This window comes from Oceanobacillus sp. CF4.6 (assembly GCF_051262635.1).
Classification (GTDB): Bacteria; Bacillota; Bacilli; order Bacillales; family Amphibacillaceae; genus Oceanobacillus.
Genome location: NZ_JBIMEX010000003.1, coordinates 134,959 through 153,224, shown reverse-complemented (window position 1 = coordinate 153,224; position 18,266 = coordinate 134,959). Strand labels below are relative to the sequence as shown.

Sequence of the window (18,266 nt, the reverse complement as noted above, 5' to 3'; positions counted from 1 at the left end):
ATGACACAATCAACCAAGCAATTTGAAGTCCTTCGTTGGGCTTCTCTTTTTTTAGAAAAACACAATCGTGAAGCCCGGGTCGCGGAGATCCTCCTGCAACATCATTTACAAGTAACACGGTCGCAATTTTTCATGTTGATGCAGGATCCCATCCCACAGGATATAGTAGATCGATTTCAAGCTGATATTGAAAAACATGCAGAAACGGGTATCCCAGTTCAGCATCTGACAGGGATGGAGAGTTTTTATGGCAGGGAATTTACTGTCAATAAACATGTACTCATACCTAGGCCGGAGACAGAAGAGCTTGTACAGCATGTCATCCATACGGCGGAAAACAGTGACGAGCGGCTAACTATCGTTGATATCGGTACAGGTAGTGGTGTCATAGCCATCACCCTAGCCCTGGAACTGCCACATGCAACCGTTTATGCAACCGACATCTCAAAAGATGCCCTCATGGTCGCCAAACGGAACGCAGAAAAACTGCAAGCCAATGTCACCTTTTTGCAAGGAGATTTCTTGCAACCGATGATGGATGAAACGATCCAGGCAGATATCATCGTCTCCAATCCACCTTATATTGCAAAAGCAGATGCACCCTCCTTATCGGACACGGTGAAAAATTTTGATCCAGATCTTGCTCTATTTGCTGAAGACGATGGACTGGCAGCATATCAAAAGATTATTGGTCAAGCACCGAAAGTAATAAGAAAAAGAGGATTGCTAGCTTTTGAAATCGGACATGAGCAAAGTGAAGCATTGCATATGCTCATCCATGAAGTATTTCCAAAGAGCAACATCACGACCATCCAGGATATTAATAAAAAAGACCGGATCGTGTCAGCTAAGATCAATAAAACGGCTTAAGTTTATAATTACGCAGCTTTCACAGCAGTAAAAGATGTCCAAATAGATAAGTGGGATATATCTCTACGAAACACCTTGCTAAAATAGGTAAAAATAAGGCTATTTTAATGTTGGTTGTATTGTAATCGTCGCAGTTGAGATAAAATGCGACGTAATTACTAGCTGATATCCAAAATCGTGTGCTTCTATCGCCGTCTGGGATCGCTCTGGGCGGATGCTTTCCGCGGGCACGGCCTCAGCCTCCTCGAGAAGACCACTCTGCGGGGTCTTCGGACACGTGCTTTTCCCGCAGGAGTCACCGCCCGCCGCTCACCCGGACTGGTACAGTTGTGATACGATTTTTATCTAATATCACTAAGCTGTTAATCTTTTGTAGGCTTAACACCAGCTCTGGGAAATATACGAAGACTCCTGCGGGAGGAAAGGCATAGGTGAGACTCTGAAATGCTTTAGCATGAAGAGGCTCACCAGCCGCCCGCGGAAAGCGAAGTATATTTCCCAGAGCGGTCGCCGAAGTTTCTGCATACGGATAGAAAACCAGCAGTTACTTGGGAGTGTATAAAATATCCGGTAATAAAAAAACTAGATTAAATAATAGAAATTTAATATATTCATAGAATACGAGTTTAAAAATATTTTCCCCTGTCCATACTGGCAATTATACAGTTGGAGAGGGGAATTTTAAAATGAAGAAGCTACTTTTTATTGTACTTATCTTTTTTATATTATTTTTATCGATACCTTTAAATGGAGCTAGTGAACAAGCAATAAATGAGGCCGATTATAAGGTGATCCCGGAAGAAGCTATCCGCCTGAGAATTTTAGCCAACAGTGACAACGAGGAAGATCAGGGAATAAAACGGCTTGTCCGTGATCGTGTCAATGAACAGGTTACAGAATGGGTGCAGTATATAACAGATATTGAAGAAGCTCGTGCATTAATAGATTCCCGTATTCCGGAACTCAATGCGATTGTTGCAGAAACGCTGGAAAAAGCGGGAAAAGATAATGTATTTGAAGTAGAGTATAGCAAGAATGTAACATTTCCTACTAAACTATATGGTAATTATTTGTATCCTGCAGGGGAATATGAAGCAATTTTAATTACGATTGGTGAAGGTAAAGGAGCAAACTGGTGGTGTGTACTGTTCCCTCCATTATGTTTTCTCGACTTTTTTAACGGTACATCCGTAGCCGAAGCGGAAAGCAGTGAAGATACAGAAGTTGCTGAAAATGTGGAGGAAGAAACAGAAGTAAAGTTTTTCCTTTTTGAATGGTTCGGTTGGTCATAGTTCCTCTATTAAATGCATAGGATGAAAGAAAAGGTACATCATATTTCTATCAAAACGATTAATCGAGGTGAATCATTTGAAAATAATACTTGCTAAAGAGGCGTCGTACGTCCAGTTGGAAGAATTTTTCGGAAAAAATACGAATGTGAATCAAAAAAATGTTTACGAAAACGGCTATGTGGTGGAAATGAAAAATAAGATTGAAGGATGCTTTGTCTTGGATCAATTGAAAGAAGATATCTTTTGGCTAAAGCAGCTTTATATTACGCAGTCCGAAGCCGGAAGACTTCCATTTCTGTTGGAGGCTATTCTAACGTTAGCAAAGGAGCGTAATGCAAAAAGTATTTATGTACACAGTCATCAACCAGTTGTGGATATTTTGCTAGAAGCATTACAGTTCCATCCACAAAAAGAGAAAATGCTTGAGGATAAGTACCCTATGACAAATGGGAGTTGGTGGGCATACAATGTCTCTTAAAGGGAATATTCAAAAATCGCCTAAAAGTTACACACATTATACACAACCGCCTGTGCATAAGTGGTAATATGATGTTAATAAAATCATATAATTGTGGATAACATGTATCATCCTGTTAATAACTATTAAAGGATGATACATGTTATCCACATTTTGCGTAAATCATTTCTATCCTCTAAAATAAAGGATAGAAATGAGGTAGCAATAATGATAGATACAATGCGCTGGAATATAAAAAATGATGAAACCTATAATAATCAGGCAGTTGATGAAGCTGCAGAGCTTATCAAGCAAGGTGCAACGGTTGCCTTTCCGACAGAGACAGTCTATGGACTAGGTGCTGATGCAACAAATGAAGCGGCGGTTGCAAAAATTTTCAAGGCAAAAGGAAGACCACAGGATAATCCACTAATCGCACATGTTGCAACTGTAGATCAATTGAGAAGACTTGTGGATAACATGCCAGTATATACAGAAAAATTAATCAAGGCGTTTTCTCCTGGACCGATAACCTATGTTTTACCGAGCAATGGGACCTGTGCACAGAATGTTACTGCGGGCTTATCCACAATTGGTGTTCGTATCCCTGATCATCCGGTTGCACAAGCACTATTGAAAAAAGCAGATGTGCCAGTAGCCGCACCAAGTGCCAATTTATCAGGAAAGCCGAGTCCAACTATGGCAGATCATGTATGGGAAGACCTGAATGGGAAAATTTCTGGCTTATTGGATGGTGGACCAACAGGTGTAGGATTGGAATCGACTGTAATTGACTGTACACAGGATATCCCCATTATTCTAAGACCCGGTGGAATTACGAAGGAGCAACTGGAAGAAGTGGTTCGCCCCGTAATGATGGATCCCGGACTTGCGAACACAAAAGAAAAACCAAAATCTCCAGGGATGAAATATAAACATTATTCGCCTGAAGTTCCTTTATGGCTTGTGGAAGGAACACACGAAAGCATCCAGGCGATGGTTGATCAGGAGAAATTTAATGGCAATCGGGTAGGGGTGCTTGCCAGTCAACAAACGGCAAAACAGATCAATGCTGAAGAAATAATCTCCCTTGGTGAAAATATAAATGAAATCGCTATTCATTTATATGAGGGACTTAGAAGATTCAAACAAGGTGATGTGGATATTATTATTTGCGAAGTGTTTACAGAGGCTGGAATTGGCCAGGCGGTCATGAACAGATTAAGAAAAGCTGCTACAGAATATATCGTTAAATAAAAAAGAAGCAGTACGTGTTGACCGTACATCCAACACAATTATCTACACCAAAAGGCATTCATATGTCTCCTTGGACATGCATATAGTTAACAAGCATGTCCAAGGGGGATTATGAATGTCTTTTTCCAGTGAATTTATCTCATTATTGTTTCTAGCAATAGCACTTAGTATGGATGCATTTTCTGTAAGTCTTGGCATGGGAATGCAACGAATTAGACTGAAGCGGATAGCGGTCATCGGGCTAGTAATAGGAATCTTTCATATCATTATGCCATTTCTTGGAATTCTGCTTGGTAAAGCAATTTCCAATCAAATCGGTGAATTAACGACACTTGCAGGTGGTGTTTTACTGTTTGTTATTGGTGCACAAATGTTTTTCTCCGCTTTTAATCATGAAGTGAAAAGTAGGGTCCTCCCAGTCGGTGCAGGTTTGATTCTAATTGCATTCAGTGTCAGTATCGATAGCTTTACGGTTGGATTAGGGCTTGGGATCTCAGGGGTGAAGATTTTCCTGACTTTATTTCTGTTTGGAGCTGCCAGCTGTGCACTGACATGGCTAGGCATGCTCCTTGGGCGGAAAGTACATGGCTATTTAGGAACATATAGCGAATTGCTAGGCGGAAGTATATTATGCGGCTTTGGATTATATATTCTTTTCGGTTAGCGTAAGAAGTATAAGCTATATCGGTCTTGTTAGTAGCTTTCTATTTACCGCGGAGTTGAGATAAAATGCGATATAACTGCTGGTTGATTTCCGCTACGGACAATTGCGCACCTTAGGGCACGGCTTCAGCCTCCTCGCGGAAGACCGCCGCTGTGGGGTCTTCAGACACGTGCTGTTCCCGCAGGAGTCAACTGTCCTCCGCTCCAATCAACTGCCATGATAGTGGAAAGTATTATCTAATCAATTGAGTTCTTCCTGTCATTCATTCCACTATTGACACCACAACAGCTCTGGGAAATATACGAAGACTCCAGCGGGAGGAAAGGCATAGGTGAGACACTGAAATGCGTCAGCATGAAGGGGCTCACCAGCCGCCCGCGGAAAGCGAAGTATATTTCCCAGAGCGGTCGCCGAAGTTACTTTTCTTGTATCGCAGTTTATATATTTTATGAAACAACAACAATTCGTTTCGCTAGGACGAGTAATTGCGATCTAACCTGCCACGTCCAGCCCCAGCAACTAACGGCTATTTCACTTCCCTCACCCCATGGCAAGATAAACCAACTTCATTCACTCCAAATTCCAAAGCCAAAAATTTAAAAGAAGTTCAACGAAGACAGTCATCACGTGGCAAAGTTGAACTCCCTCATGTCCTGCCGAAGCTTGGCTCAGGTCGAGCTGGTTTTCGTTGGCCATTTCTTTGTCTGATCCCTTCCACTTTTGTCGGGGTTTTCAGTTTAATTGGAAACTTCCTTCTATTTTTAATCGGAAATATGGTATATTTGTCATAGAGTTAATAAACGGAGGTTTCACGATGAATATTTTGTTTGTATGTACAGGAAATACTTGCAGAAGCCCGATGGCGGAAGCATTATTGAAGCATAAAATGCCACAGGCAAGCGTCCAATCGGCCGGAATCTTTGCCAGTAAGAATCTCCGTGCAAATGAAAACGCGATTCAAGCACTTAATGAGCGTGGAGTACAAGTGAACCATGAGTCCCAGCCGGTGACAAAAAAATTGTTGCAATGGTCAGATGTTGTACTTACAATGACCACCCAGCATAAGCAATCTCTTATTATAGACTTTCCAGAGCAGCAGGATAAGTATTATACACTTAAAGAATATGTTTCAGAGGCCGATAAAGAAGTATGGCAGGTATTAAGGAAGGCCTATGCAGAATATGAATTGAAACGCTCCACATTCATCCGTAATAACCAATCGAAAATGGATGGTGTCGAGTTGCAAAAGCAAGTGGAGATATATTTAAGTGAAGATATCTCTAAGATTCAAAGACTGGAGTCCAACCTGATTAATTATGATATTTCAGACCCGTTCGGTGGAAATCTGCAAACCTACCAGGAAACGTTGGGTGAACTGGATAACAACATAGACTTGTTAATAAGAAAATTAAAGAAGTAGCCGGGGGAACAGACATGGATAAGAAATATAGTTTTGGTCTGCGTTTGAAACTAGTAATCTTTACAACCGTTTTGGCGATTATTACATACTCGTTCAGTGCATTGTTTATTTATGTTCTATATGACTACGTACAGGAATTTTGGCAGATTTCATTGGAATGGTATGCGATTGCCATTTTATTACTTGGTATTTTCTGGTCGGGTGCACTTGCATTTTTCGCTGCTGGACTGATTACAAAACCAATGGAGAAATTGGAAAAGGTTGCATCCATTGCAGCGAGTGGTAATTTAAATCAGAAAGTTCATATTCCGAAGTCGGATGACGAAATCCGTGCGCTTTCCATTGCAGTTGATGCGATGCTGCAAAATCTTAATAAAATGGTACATAATATTGATGAGCATTTTGAAAGTACAAATGAAACAGTTATGCAAATGAAAGAAGCATCCCATATGGCAGCACAGCACTCGGCACTCATTGGTGAATCCATCCATGAAATCTCCAATGGTGCGGAAAATTCCTCCGAAGCAATTCAGAATACCGCGGAAGCTGTGGAAGTTGCAACGGAATTGGCGCGGAAAGTACAGGAAAAAGCAGAACAATCCAAAGGAAAATCAACGGAAATGCTCGATACGTTAAATGAAAGCAAAAAAGTCGTAAACCAACTTGTACAAGGTATCCAACGATTGGCTGATGACCAGGAGCTTTCCTTAAAGGACGTGGATCACCTCAAACAGAATGCAATCCAAGTGGAAACAATTATTACAATGGTAGGTGAGATTGCAGAGCAAACGAATTTACTCGCGTTAAATGCCTCTATTGAAGCTGCTCGTGCTGGTGAACATGGTAGAGGATTTGCGGTGGTTGCAGAAGAAATCCGTAAACTAGCAGACCAAAGTGCACATGCTGTTCAACGAATTTCAGGTTTAATCGAAGCCATTCAGGATGATGTTAATCTTGTTGTGGAAAAAATCAATGATAATGTAACCAATGCCAAAAAAGAGGCAGCAAACGGGGAAAGCACGAATAGAACAATTGAACAGATGTCCGGTTCGGTGAATGTAGTTGCTACAGAAATTGCAATGATTACAAACCTTGTTGATCAACAACTGGAGTCCATTCAGGATACAGTCAGACAATCACAAGAAGTAGCAGCGATTGCTGAAGAAACGTCGGCGGGAACAGAAGAAGTAAATGCCGCCATACAGGAACAAGTGTCCACAATGGAGCAAGTGGACAAACTTGCACAAAAGATGGAAGAACAGGCACAAAACCTGAATAAGCAGATCAATCAATTTAAAGTAAGGTAAGTGCCACAACGTAATCAACCTGTTGAAATGAAACACGTAAAAATAGCCACGTTCTATCGTACTGTAGGTCGAAAGAATCTTGACAATATACAAGGATTGGTGAAAAAATAATGGCATATGAAAAGGCACAACAGGACATGTTGACGATTACAGAGCAGTGGATTACAAGCGATTATTTACGAGAAGGAGAGCTATTTGTACTCGGCTGTTCGACAAGTGAAGTTGCAGGTCTACATATTGGTACATCAGGTAGTGAGCAAATTGCTGAAGTGATTTTCAACGAAATGAAAGTGTTGCAAGAGAAAACAGGCGTACAGCTCGCTTTTCAATGCTGTGAACACTTGAATCGCGCAATTGTTGTTGAAAGGGAAACAGCTTCCCGCTATATGCTTGATGAGGTAGCGGTAATTCCTGTTCGAACGGCAGGAGGCTCGATGGCATCTTATGCTTTTAAACAGATGAAAGATCCGGTTGTTGTTGAAAGTATTCAAGCTCGGGCACATGCGGGGATGGATATTGGCGAAACAATGATTGGCATGCACCTAAAGCATGTTGCCGTGCCACTTCGTTTTGAACAACGGAGTATTGGAAATGCAAGGTTGCAAGCGGCACATACCCGCCCGAAATTGATTGGTGGCAGTCGTGCCAATTATGAGGATACTCGTTTGAATGATACGTGTAACTAAATGATTGACGGGACGACTCATTGTCCCTAATATATATATTTTTTGCGAATTTACAAAGGGGGATTTACGAATGGAACATGTACAACAAGCAGATTTGGAAGTATTTGAAGCAATGCAGGCAGAAAAGAAACGCCAACAGGAAAAAATTGAGCTAATCGCATCAGAGAACTTTGTATCAGAAGCGGTGATGCAGGCAATGGGATCCATTTTAACGAATAAATATGCGGAAGGGTATCCAGGAAAAAGATACTATGGCGGCTGTGAACATGTCGATGTAGTAGAAAACCTAGCTCGTGATCGCGCAAAAGAGCTATTTGGTGCAGAACATGCGAACGTACAGCCACATTCAGGCGCACAAGCAAATATGGCTGTATACTTTTCCGTACTTGAGCCTGGTGACACCGTACTTGGCATGAATTTAAATCACGGCGGACATTTAACACATGGCAGCCCAGTTAACTTTAGTGGTAAACTTTATAATTTTGTTGACTATGGTGTCGAGAAAGAAACAGAACAGCTGGACTATGATGTTGTACTGGAAAAGGCAAAAGAAGTAAAACCAAAAATGATTGTTGCTGGTGCAAGTGCGTATTCCCGCAAGCTTGATTTTGCCAAATTCCGTGAAATTGCTGATGCAGTCGACGCGTATTTGATGGTTGACATGGCGCATATCGCAGGACTTGTAGCAACAGGCGAGCATGAAAATCCTGTAGCCCATGCAGATTTTGTCACAACAACAACACATAAAACATTACGTGGCCCTCGTGGCGGGATGATTCTTTGTAAAGAGAAATATGCGAAACAGATCGATAAATCGATTTTCCCTGGAGTTCAAGGTGGTCCATTAATGCATGTGATTGCCGCGAAAGCAGTATCCTTTAAAGAGGCATTATCCCCTGACTTTAAGACGTATGCAAAAAATATTGTTCAAAATGCAAAAGTACTCGGTGAGGCACTGAAAAGTGAAGGTGTCCGCATTGTTTCAGACGGCACGGACAACCATCTACTATTGTTGGATGTCACTCCACTTAACCTGACAGGAAAAATTGCAGAAAAAGCGTTGGATGATATCGGAATTACAACCAATAAAAACACAATTCCATTTGACAAAGAAAGTCCATTCGTAACAAGTGGTATCCGGATAGGTACAGCAGCTGTTACAACGCGCGGATTCGGTGAAGAGGAAATGAAAGAAATTGCAGCAATCATTTCCCTTACACTTCATAACCATGAAGACGAAGCGAAATTGAAAGAAGCGACAGATCGTGTTCTTGCCCTAACTGAAAAATTCCTATTATATGCATAAAATAATTAAGGATGTCCCATTATTTGGGGCATCCTTAATACGTTTTGTTAACAAGATACCGCCTAAACTTGAAAGCTTGGCTTTTTTTAAGTACACTTTTAAAGATAGAACTAATTTGAAGGAGTGATCTAACAATGGGAAACGTATTCGTACTTGATCATCCGTTAATTCAACATAAATTAACGTACATAAGAGATAAAAATACAGGAACAAAAGAATTTCGTGAACTAGTTGATGAAGTAGCAATGCTCATGGCGTTTGAAATAACAAGAGACCTTCCACTCAGAGATGTAGAAGTAGAAACACCAGTAATGAAAGCAGAATCCAAAAAGTTAGCTGGTAAGAAAATCGGCCTCGTGCCAATTCTGCGTGCCGGACTTGGCATGGTGGATGGCGTACGCAAACTGATCCCTGCTGCAAAAGTGGGACATGTCGGATTATACCGCGACCCGAAGACGTTAAAGCCTGTTGAATACTATGTGAAATTACCTTCTGACATCGAAGAACGTGAACTGATTGTTATCGATCCAATGCTAGCTACAGGCGGTTCAGCTAATGATGCGATATACGCTTTGAAAAATCGCGGCGCAAAAAACATTCGTCTCATGTGTTTAGTTGCAGCACCAGAAGGCGTAGAAGTTATCAAAAAGGAACATCCGGATGTGGATATATACCTTGCTGCAATGGATGAAAAACTCGACGACCATGGTTACATCGTCCCTGGCCTAGGCGACGCCGGCGACCGCCTCTTCGGCACAAAATAAATTCGGTGCACTAAATTCGGTGCCTGTCACTACCCGAATTTTGTCGAATTTTATTTAAAAGAGCTGTTATCTTCCTTTATTGTAGGAGGTAGCAGCTTTTTTAAGTTTAGAAATAACGATTCGCCGATAAATATTTTAAATTCGCCGATAAAATGTTGGATTCGCTGATATATGACAAAAATTCGCTGAATAAGTTTTCAGGCCACAACCGCGCAACTTCAACCCCAATGCATAATCTCCACATTTCTCCAAATCCTAATCCATAAGAAGGAGGGCTGCAACGATGCGAAAATCGACATTATTCCTATTTCTAATTATCTTCCTGACCACACTCACTCCAACAACAAATTATGCACAAGAAAAAGTAGAAGATCTTCAGTCCATTATCATCGAAGTGGAGGGAGAACCAAATGTCCATAAAGAATACATCGAAACGTATCATCCATTTATCGAGGTGATTGCAGTTTACGAAAAATTGTTTAATGGTTTAGCATTACAGGGAACTCCCAAAAATTTGGAGCGGATGGAATCGTTAGAGTTTATTAAAGGCATTCATTCCGTACAGAAATATGAAGCAATACAATGGAAAAAGTCTAGTGACAGATTGAGCACCGAAGACGTATTGCTGCAGCCATACGAATTAAATACAACCGAATACACTGGAAAAGGAGTAAAAGTTGGGGTCATCGATACGGGTATTGATTACGAACACGCGGACCTTCAAAAAAACTATCAGTCTGGATATGACCTCGTCGACCTCGATGATGATCCAATGGAGAGCCTCCCAGAACAAGGTATTCCTACTTCACATGGGTCACATGTTGCAGGCATCATTGCTGCAGATGGCGAGATAAAAGGCGTTGCACCTGACGCGGAAATTTATGCCTATCGAGCGCTCGGTCCAGGTGGTGCCGGGACATCGATGCAAGTGCTCGCCGCAATGGAAAAGGCGATTGAAGATGGCGTCGATGTAATTAATCTTTCGCTCGGGAACAATGTAAATGTGCCGGACTATCCGACAAGCATGGCAGTTAACCGTGCTTCTGAAATGGGAATCCCTGTCGTTATTGCAAATGGAAATAGTGGACCTGGTGACTGGACAGTTGGCTCACCGGCGACAGCTGATCAAGCATTATCTGTAGGGGCATCCATGTCACCAATGAAAATCCCTTTTTTGTATGAATCATTACAGGAAAAGGCCATCCAGTTAACGGAAATGGCAGGATCTCCGCTGTGGGATATTACGAAATCCTATCAAATTGTCGAAGCCACTTCCCCAAATGAATCCATGAGCGGAAAGATAGCATTGCTTAAGCGCGGAGAGGTTCCTTTTTATGAATTAGCGAAGATGGCAGAGCAGAAAGGGGCAATTGCTGCTGTTATCTACAATAATGAAAACGGGGCATTTCAAGGGTCACTGGAACATGAACAAAATCCGGTCAACATTCCAGTAGTTGCGATTTCCAAAGAAGATGGGGAATGGTTAAAAACGCAATCGGAAAGGAAACACCTTTATATGGGTACTCGTTATTGGAACCAGGAAAGTACAACAGCACCTTTCAGTTCCAGAGGCCCGGTTACGGTAAATTGGAATATCAAGCCAGATGTACTTGCTCCAGGAACAGGGATTTTAAGTACGGTTCCTGGGGGTTATGAACAGATGGATGGAACGAGTATGGCGGCACCACATGTTACAGGGGCCGTGGCTTTAATCAAGGAAGCCCATCCCGACTGGACAAGGGACCAAATTATTGGAGCAATAAAAACAACATCCGACCTCTTCAAAGATCCAGAGAAACTGGATCCGACCGTCCAGGGAATGGGAGCGATTAGACCGGAAGCGGCCATTGAAACAACAACCATTATTCATAATCCACAGCTTAACTTTGGAAAGGTGGACAATTACAGAGAGGAACTAGTTTTTGATCTCAACATTGAGAATATGACGGAAGAAAAACAAACATACACGTTTAACTATCCAAAGAAACAAAACGGAATAAATTGGAACCTCCCACAATCGTTTACACTGGAGGCAAAGGAGAAAAAGACAATCCCAATTGAACTTCATATAACAACCGCTCGCCTTGAAGAAGGAGTACATCAAGGCTGGCTTACTTTAAATAAAAGGGATGAAGCGTACCAACTACCGTATATTTTTGTGAATCAACATGCAGATCAGCCCAAAACGGCAGGATTTGAATTTTCTCTGAAAAGTTTCTCGGATGATGATTATAATTACAAAATCTATCTTACGGAACCGGCAAGACGCGTTGAAGTAGATCTCTATAACCCGGAGAGCCTCCTTTTTGATAGGAAATTATTGGATGCCCAAGATCTGCAGGCAGGCCTTCATGAAGGAGAAATAAGTAAAAAAGAAGCCGGTCAAGGTGGCTATTACCTCGCGTTAGTGACTGTCTATCTTGAAAACGGAGAATATGAGAGCAATCAATCCATTATCTATTTGGAGTGATTTTAGAAAATTCACCAGCCACTTAAAAATCGTGTAAAAGAGCGTTCACAGAAATGTCATATTATAAGACCTGAATTTCATTTATAATGAAGTTCAGGTCGTTTTCTATTACCATAACTTTTAAGTAAGAGACTAGCTGAAGTTGTTCAAGGTCCTGAATGGATAAATTTTAATGGGAAAAACATCCTATTTTTCTAGATAAATCAGGGTTTTCTAATTAAATAAAATAATCTCAGGTTACGGATTGACAACTGTAGTTAGGCTAATGTAAACTTGCTTAATGTGGGGTGGAATGTGTTATATTTTGTCGCAATTATTCTTATAATTTGTTGAATGGTTATAACACAATATCCGACAATGAGTTAGGGTAATAATTCCCCATACAAATGACTTCTGTTACATAAGTGCTTTTTGGTCTGTGAATCGTCAAAGCCTGCTTGTAATTTAGCAGCCATCGATCTACATGAAAGCTATGATCTGGTCGTTACCCTTATAAAGGATAGTAATCAGGACCGCTATTATGAAAAACAAAAGCTTGCATTTGTTTAAGGGTTTAGGAGAGTAGAGTAGATTATGTCAGAATACGATAAGATGGTAACCCGACAGCGTAAATGGATGCTCTATCTTCTAGCAATCATCGTAATAGGATCTGGTTTTTCATCGCATGACCGTGTTTTTTATGGTTTGTTATTGGGCGGCGCAGTAAGTTTCTATAACTTATGGCTATTGCAGTACAAAACAAAAGCTCTAGGTAAAGCGATTGCAGAAACAGGGAAAGTGCGGGGTGGACTGGGAACATTTTCAAGACTTGCCGCAACGATACTTGCTATACTAATCGCACTTCGTTTTAATGAGACCTTTCATATTATTGCCGTTGTTTTTGGTATCATCTCTTCTTACATCGTGATTGGGTTGGATGTTAGTATACGACTCATTAAAAACAAGGAATAATCACAACTAGACCACTGACACGGGCAGGGTATGAACGGATTCTTATCGTGTATGTTTAAAAGGAGGTCAACTTGACTTATTGAACATGCGCTTAAGTAAAGTAGTGCAAAGGGGTGATAAATTTGGATCATACAGCTCCAATAGTTGAAGACGTCTTTGGCATCTCCTGGCTGGATTTTAACTTATCCAACGTTTTCATGGTATTTATGGTATCACTGATTGTTTTCGTTTTTTGTGTGTGGGCAAGCCGCAAACTTCAAATGAAACCAACCGGGATGCAAAATTTCATGGAATGGGCTGTTGAATTTGTAAAAGGTATTGTCAACGACACAATGGATTGGAAAACAGGGAAGGTATTTCTCCCACTTGGATTAACGTTAATTTTTTACATCCTTGTAAGTAACCTTGCTGGTGTAATGACTGTCGGTGTGTTCGGACATGACTTATGGTGGAAATCACCTACAGCCGATGCGACATTAACATTATCCGCAATGGTTATTATATTAACCCATTTTTATGGAATTAAAGTACGGGGGACAAAAAATTATTTAAAAGGGTATGTCAGCCCGGTACCTTTGATGTTGCCGTTTAAAATAATCGAGGAGTTCACCAATACATTAACATTGGGTCTTCGTCTATTTGGTAATATTTATGCAGGGGAAGTATTATTGAGTCTATTGGTAGGTTTAGGAACTGCGTCTATCTTCGGATTCTTCGGAGCAGCACTACCGATGCTTGCATGGATGGGCTTCAGTGTGTTTATTGGTGCCATTCAGTCGTACGTCTTCGTCATGTTAACGATGGTATATATGTCTCATAAAGTGAGCAGTGACCATTAAATAAAAAAATAATTTAGGTTTACTATAAAAGGAGGAAATATTCAATGGAAGTTTTAGCAGCAGCAATCGCAATCGGACTAGCAGCATTAGGTGCAGGTCTTGGTAACGGTATGATCGTTAGTAAAACAGTAGAAGGTATCGCTCGTCAACCAGAATTAAGAGGTGCCTTACAAGGTACAATGTTTATTGGGGTAGCACTAGTAGAGGCCATTCCAATCATCGCAGCAGTTATCGCATTTATGGCTATCTTTATGTAAATCGTATTTTTATTAGAAATAGAATGGCGAAGTTCATTACTATAGAATCTTCGCCATTCCTTTATGCTTTATGCAACTTTCGACTATAAAAGAAATCACATAGATGTGAAGTCACGGTGAAAGGAGTGAATTCGGTGCATTCATATATTAACTTTATGACAATTGGAGCCAGTATCGGTGGTTTGAGAGTCGGAGACATGCTTGTTCAATTATTCTTCTTCCTCGTATTACTGATGTTGTTGAAGAAATTTGCTTGGGGCCCGCTCATGGATAAGATGCAAGAACGTGAGGATTATGTGGCTGGAGAAATTGAATCTGCAGAAAAAAGCCGTTTGGAGGCTGAAAAAGCATCCACTGACGCAGCAACTCAGTTGAACCAAGTTAAACAAGACGCTCAGAAAATGATTGAAGATGCTAAAACTGCGGGTATCAAACAGGAGCAGGATATTGTTGAATCAGCACGTAAAGAAGCTGACCGGATTATCCAGGCTGCACAGGCTGATATCCAAAATGAAAAAGAACAAGCATTGCAGGCGCTTCAAGATAAAGTTGCTTCATTGTCTGTACTTATTGCAAGTAAAGTAATTGAAAAAGAAATTAGTGAAAAGGATCAAGAACAATTGATTAACGATTACATTAAAGAGGTAGGAGAAGAGCGATGAGTGAACAGGTAGTTGCCAAACGTTACGCAGATGCTCTTTTTCAACTGGGAAAAGAAAAGAACACACAGGAACAGCTTGTAAAAGAATTCCGTGTTGTTCGTGAAGTATTTAATAATAATAAACAACTTGTTCCATTCCTAAAGCATCCAAAGGTTAATAATGAGAAAAAGAAGCAGTTTATACAAGAAGTGTTTCAAGGTTTGCATACGGATGTTGTGAATACAATCAAATTGCTTGTTGAGCGACATCGTACAGCAGCTATTCCATCCATTATTGATCATTTCATCCAATTGGTGAATGATGCAAAAGGAATTGCAGATGCAACCGTATACTCAGTTCGTGAATTAACGGAAGTTGAAAGAACGCAATTGCAGGTATCCTTCGCAAAACGAATGGGTAAGACTGCAATCAATCTGGAAAACGTTGTAGATCCTTCGATTGTTGGAGGAATTAAAATCCGTGTCGGAAATACCATTTATGATGGAACAGTACGCGGAAAACTAGACCGTATATCTCGAAAAATAGTATCTGCAAATAAATGATGATAGGGGTGAAAATGGTATGAGCATTAATGCTGAAGAAATCAGTACACTAATTAAACAGCAAATTGAAAATTTTGATACAGACATCGAAGTGAAAGATGTAGGAACAGTTATTGAAATCGGGGACGGTATCGCACGTGCACACGGACTTGAGAACGCAATGGCTGGAGAATTGCTTGAATTCTCGAATGGTGTTATGGGATTAGCACAAAACCTAGAGGAAAGCAACGTAGGTATTGTCATCTTAGGCCCTTACACTGAAATTAAAGAAGGCGATGAAGTTCGTCGTACAGGCCGTATCATGCAAGTACCAGTTGGAGACGAATTATTGGGACGCGTTGTGAACGCACTTGGACAACCGATTGATGGTAAAGGTTCAATTGAAACTTCTAAGTCTCGTCCAATTGAAGCCGCGGCACCTGGTGTTATGGATCGTAAATCAGTTGACGAACCATTACAAACAGGAATCAAAGCGATTGATGCATTAGTACCAATTGGTCGTGGACAGCGTGAGCTGATTATCGGTGACCGTCAGACTGGTAAAACGACAGTTGCTGTCGATACCATTTTGAATCAAAGTGATCAGGATATGATTTGTATTTACGTAGCAATTGGTCAAAAAGAATCAACTGTTCGAAATACAGTAGAAACGTTCCGTAGATATGGTGCATTGGATTATACCATCGTCGTATCTGCTGGTGCAGCTGATCCAGCTCCATTATTATACCTTGCACCATATGCAGGTGTAGCAATGGGTGAAGAGTTCATGTATAACGGTAAGCATGTATTGGTTGTTTATGATGATTTATCTAAACAAGCTGTTGCATATCGTGAACTTTCCCTATTACTACGTCGTCCTCCAGGTCGTGAAGCATTCCCAGGGGATGTATTCTACTTACATTCACGCCTATTGGAACGTGCTGCTAAATTAAGTGACGCATTAGGTGGCGGTTCTCTAACTGCACTTCCTTTCGTTGAAACACAAGCAGGCGATATTGCTGCATATATTCCAACAAACGTAATTTCCATTACAGATGGACAAATTTTCTTGCAATCTGATTTGTTCTTCTCGGGTGTGCGTCCAGCGATTAATGCCGGATTATCTGTATCCCGTGTAGGTGGTTCTGCGCAAATTAAAGCAATGAAAAAAGTAGCAGGTACATTACGTCTTGACCTGGCTTCATTCCGTGAGCTAGAAGCGTTCTCACAATTTGGTTCAGATCTTGATAAATCGACACAAGCTAAATTGAATCGTGGACAACGTACAGTGGAAGTATTGAAACAAGGATTGCATAAACCAATGGTTGTTGAAAAACAGGTAATGATCCTGTTTGCATTAACGAAAGGTTTCCTTGATGATATTCCAGTGGAAGATGTCCTTCGTTTCGAAAGTGAAATGAATGTATGGCTTGAAAGCAATCGTAATGAATTGCTTACTTCAATCCGTGAAACAGGTAATCTTCCGGATGATGGTGAGATGAGATCAGCGATTGAAACATTCAAGAAAACATTTTTACCGACAAGCAATTAATGAATTGATGATCTTTACTTGAAAAAGAAACAGATCTTCCAAATAGATTTCGAAAAGAGAATATCGGACCGGGAATAACAACATTATTTCCGGACCCAACCTCTGTCAGGAAAGTGTGGTGAAAAAGCTTGGCATCACTAAGAGATTTGAAAGCTCGAATTGATTCGACAAAAAAGACAAAGCAAATTACAGGTGCAATGCAAATGGTATCTGCTTCTAAAATGAGTAAAGCAGAACTGAATGCCAAAGGTTTTGTACCGTATGCAGATAAAATACAGGAAGTTGTAGCAAGTATTGCGAATAGCAGTACCGATGTCCAGCATCCGATGCTTACAAAACGGGAAGTGAAGAAAACCGGTTATATGGTAATCACATCTGACCGTGGTTTAGTTGGAGCATACAATAGTCATGTATTGAAAAACTTAATCAATAAGATCCAAAAAAGACATCAAAGTAAGGATGAATATACAATCATTGCCGTTGGACGTAAGGGCTATGATTATTGTAAGAAGCGTGACTTGCCTATTACAAAAAGTATTATTGGTGTGGCAGATCATCCGAAATTTGCTGAAATCAAAGAACTTGCCCAAGAAACAGTTCAAATGTATATTGACGGAGAAATTGATGAGTTAAATGTTATCTATAACCACTATGTAAGTGCAATTTCCCAACAGGTAACAGCCAAGAAATTGCTTCCTATTGAGAACTTACATAACGAAGGTGCAGTTAACAGTGACTATGAATATGATCCGAATCAAGAACAAATATTAGAAGTTCTTTTACCACAGTATGCAGAAAGCTTAATTTTTGGAGCATTATTAGATGGAAAAGCGAGTGAGCATGCGGCGAGTATGACAGCAATGAGAAGTGCAACAGATAATGCGGAAGACCTTATCGGTGACTTATCATTGACCTATAACCGTGCACGTCAAGCATCTATTACGCAGGAAATTACGGAGATTGTTGGTGGGGTAGCAGCGCAAGAATAGCA

The 18,266-nt window shown here is 40.7% G+C and carries 19 protein-coding genes; 18 read left to right on the top strand and 1 reads right to left on the bottom strand.

The window, feature by feature from the left end; translation table 11 throughout:
- Window positions 1-870, top strand: coding sequence for a peptide chain release factor N(5)-glutamine methyltransferase (prmC, locus tag ACHABU_RS07630; RefSeq protein ID WP_435763970.1), 870 nt, complete (start codon window positions 1-3; stop codon window positions 868-870).
- A 99-nt stretch (window positions 871-969) separates the two neighbouring features.
- Here the strand turns inward: prmC and ACHABU_RS07625 are convergent, their stop codons facing one another.
- A complete protein-coding gene (locus ACHABU_RS07625; RefSeq protein ID WP_435763968.1) occupies window positions 970-1,101 on the bottom strand; it encodes a hypothetical protein in 132 nt (43 codons plus the stop codon).
- A gap of 455 nt (window positions 1,102-1,556) precedes the next feature.
- Between ACHABU_RS07625 and spoIIR the strand changes: the two genes are divergently transcribed.
- The 17 genes from spoIIR to atpG all read left to right on the top strand — a co-directional run bounded on the left by spoIIR (window position 1,557) and on the right by atpG (window position 18,264).
- Window positions 1,557-2,162 carry a stage II sporulation protein R gene (gene spoIIR, locus ACHABU_RS07620; protein WP_435763966.1) on the top strand — a complete coding sequence of 202 codons (606 nt, stop codon included), beginning with the start codon at window positions 1,557-1,559 and terminating at the stop codon, window positions 2,160-2,162.
- A 76-nt stretch (window positions 2,163-2,238) separates the two neighbouring features.
- A complete protein-coding gene (locus tag ACHABU_RS07615) occupies window positions 2,239-2,640 on the top strand; it encodes a hypothetical protein (protein ID WP_435763964.1) in 402 nt (133 codons plus the stop codon).
- Window positions 2,641-2,850: 210 nt separating this feature from the next.
- Window positions 2,851-3,876 carry an L-threonylcarbamoyladenylate synthase gene (locus tag ACHABU_RS07610; RefSeq protein ID WP_435764195.1) on the top strand — a complete coding sequence of 342 codons (1,026 nt, stop codon included), beginning with the start codon at window positions 2,851-2,853 and terminating at the stop codon, window positions 3,874-3,876.
- A 115-nt stretch (window positions 3,877-3,991) separates the two neighbouring features.
- Window positions 3,992-4,540, top strand: a complete 549-nt coding sequence (locus tag ACHABU_RS07605; RefSeq protein ID WP_435763962.1) for a manganese efflux pump MntP — start codon at window positions 3,992-3,994, stop codon at window positions 4,538-4,540.
- 814 nt (window positions 4,541-5,354) lie between these two features.
- Window positions 5,355-5,960: a low molecular weight protein arginine phosphatase gene (locus ACHABU_RS07600; RefSeq protein WP_435763960.1), complete on the top strand. Its 606-nt coding sequence runs from the start codon at window positions 5,355-5,357 to the stop codon at window positions 5,958-5,960.
- A 14-nt stretch (window positions 5,961-5,974) separates the two neighbouring features.
- Complete coding sequence (locus ACHABU_RS07595) at window positions 5,975-7,267, top strand: methyl-accepting chemotaxis protein (RefSeq protein WP_435763958.1); 1,293 nt, start codon at window positions 5,975-5,977, stop codon at window positions 7,265-7,267.
- Window positions 7,268-7,377: 110 nt separating this feature from the next.
- Window positions 7,378-7,953 (top strand): TIGR01440 family protein, encoded by a 576-nt coding sequence (locus ACHABU_RS07590; protein ID WP_435763956.1) that lies wholly within the window; start codon window positions 7,378-7,380, stop codon window positions 7,951-7,953.
- A gap of 70 nt (window positions 7,954-8,023) precedes the next feature.
- Window positions 8,024-9,259 carry a serine hydroxymethyltransferase gene (gene glyA / locus ACHABU_RS07585; RefSeq protein WP_435763954.1) on the top strand — a complete coding sequence of 412 codons (1,236 nt, stop codon included), beginning with the start codon at window positions 8,024-8,026 and terminating at the stop codon, window positions 9,257-9,259.
- A 134-nt stretch (window positions 9,260-9,393) separates the two neighbouring features.
- Window positions 9,394-10,023: a uracil phosphoribosyltransferase gene (upp, locus tag ACHABU_RS07580; protein ID WP_435763952.1), complete on the top strand. Its 630-nt coding sequence runs from the start codon at window positions 9,394-9,396 to the stop codon at window positions 10,021-10,023.
- Between the two features lie 283 nt (window positions 10,024-10,306).
- Window positions 10,307-12,493, top strand: a complete 2,187-nt coding sequence (locus ACHABU_RS07575; protein WP_435763950.1) for a S8 family serine peptidase — start codon at window positions 10,307-10,309, stop codon at window positions 12,491-12,493.
- A gap of 573 nt (window positions 12,494-13,066) precedes the next feature.
- A complete protein-coding gene (locus ACHABU_RS07570; RefSeq protein WP_435763948.1) occupies window positions 13,067-13,444 on the top strand; it encodes an ATP synthase subunit I in 378 nt (125 codons plus the stop codon).
- A 122-nt stretch (window positions 13,445-13,566) separates the two neighbouring features.
- Complete coding sequence (gene atpB / locus ACHABU_RS07565; RefSeq protein ID WP_435763946.1) at window positions 13,567-14,283, top strand: F0F1 ATP synthase subunit A; 717 nt, start codon at window positions 13,567-13,569, stop codon at window positions 14,281-14,283.
- Window positions 14,284-14,327: 44 nt separating this feature from the next.
- Window positions 14,328-14,540 (top strand): F0F1 ATP synthase subunit C, encoded by a 213-nt coding sequence (gene atpE / locus ACHABU_RS07560; RefSeq protein WP_435763944.1) that lies wholly within the window; start codon window positions 14,328-14,330, stop codon window positions 14,538-14,540.
- Window positions 14,541-14,674: 134 nt separating this feature from the next.
- Window positions 14,675-15,202 carry a F0F1 ATP synthase subunit B gene (gene atpF / locus ACHABU_RS07555; RefSeq protein WP_435763942.1) on the top strand — a complete coding sequence of 176 codons (528 nt, stop codon included), beginning with the start codon at window positions 14,675-14,677 and terminating at the stop codon, window positions 15,200-15,202.
- The gene (locus ACHABU_RS07550) at window positions 15,199-15,744 is read left to right on the top strand and encodes a F0F1 ATP synthase subunit delta (protein ID WP_435763940.1); all 546 of its coding nucleotides are present in this window, start codon (window positions 15,199-15,201) and stop codon (window positions 15,742-15,744) included. The genes atpF and ACHABU_RS07550 overlap by 4 nt, the downstream gene beginning before the upstream one ends.
- A gap of 19 nt (window positions 15,745-15,763) precedes the next feature.
- The gene (gene atpA, locus ACHABU_RS07545) at window positions 15,764-17,275 is read left to right on the top strand and encodes a F0F1 ATP synthase subunit alpha (protein ID WP_435763938.1); all 1,512 of its coding nucleotides are present in this window, start codon (window positions 15,764-15,766) and stop codon (window positions 17,273-17,275) included.
- 128 nt (window positions 17,276-17,403) lie between these two features.
- Complete coding sequence (atpG, locus tag ACHABU_RS07540; protein WP_435763936.1) at window positions 17,404-18,264, top strand: ATP synthase F1 subunit gamma; 861 nt, start codon at window positions 17,404-17,406, stop codon at window positions 18,262-18,264.
- Window positions 18,265-18,266: the final 2 nt, after the last annotated feature.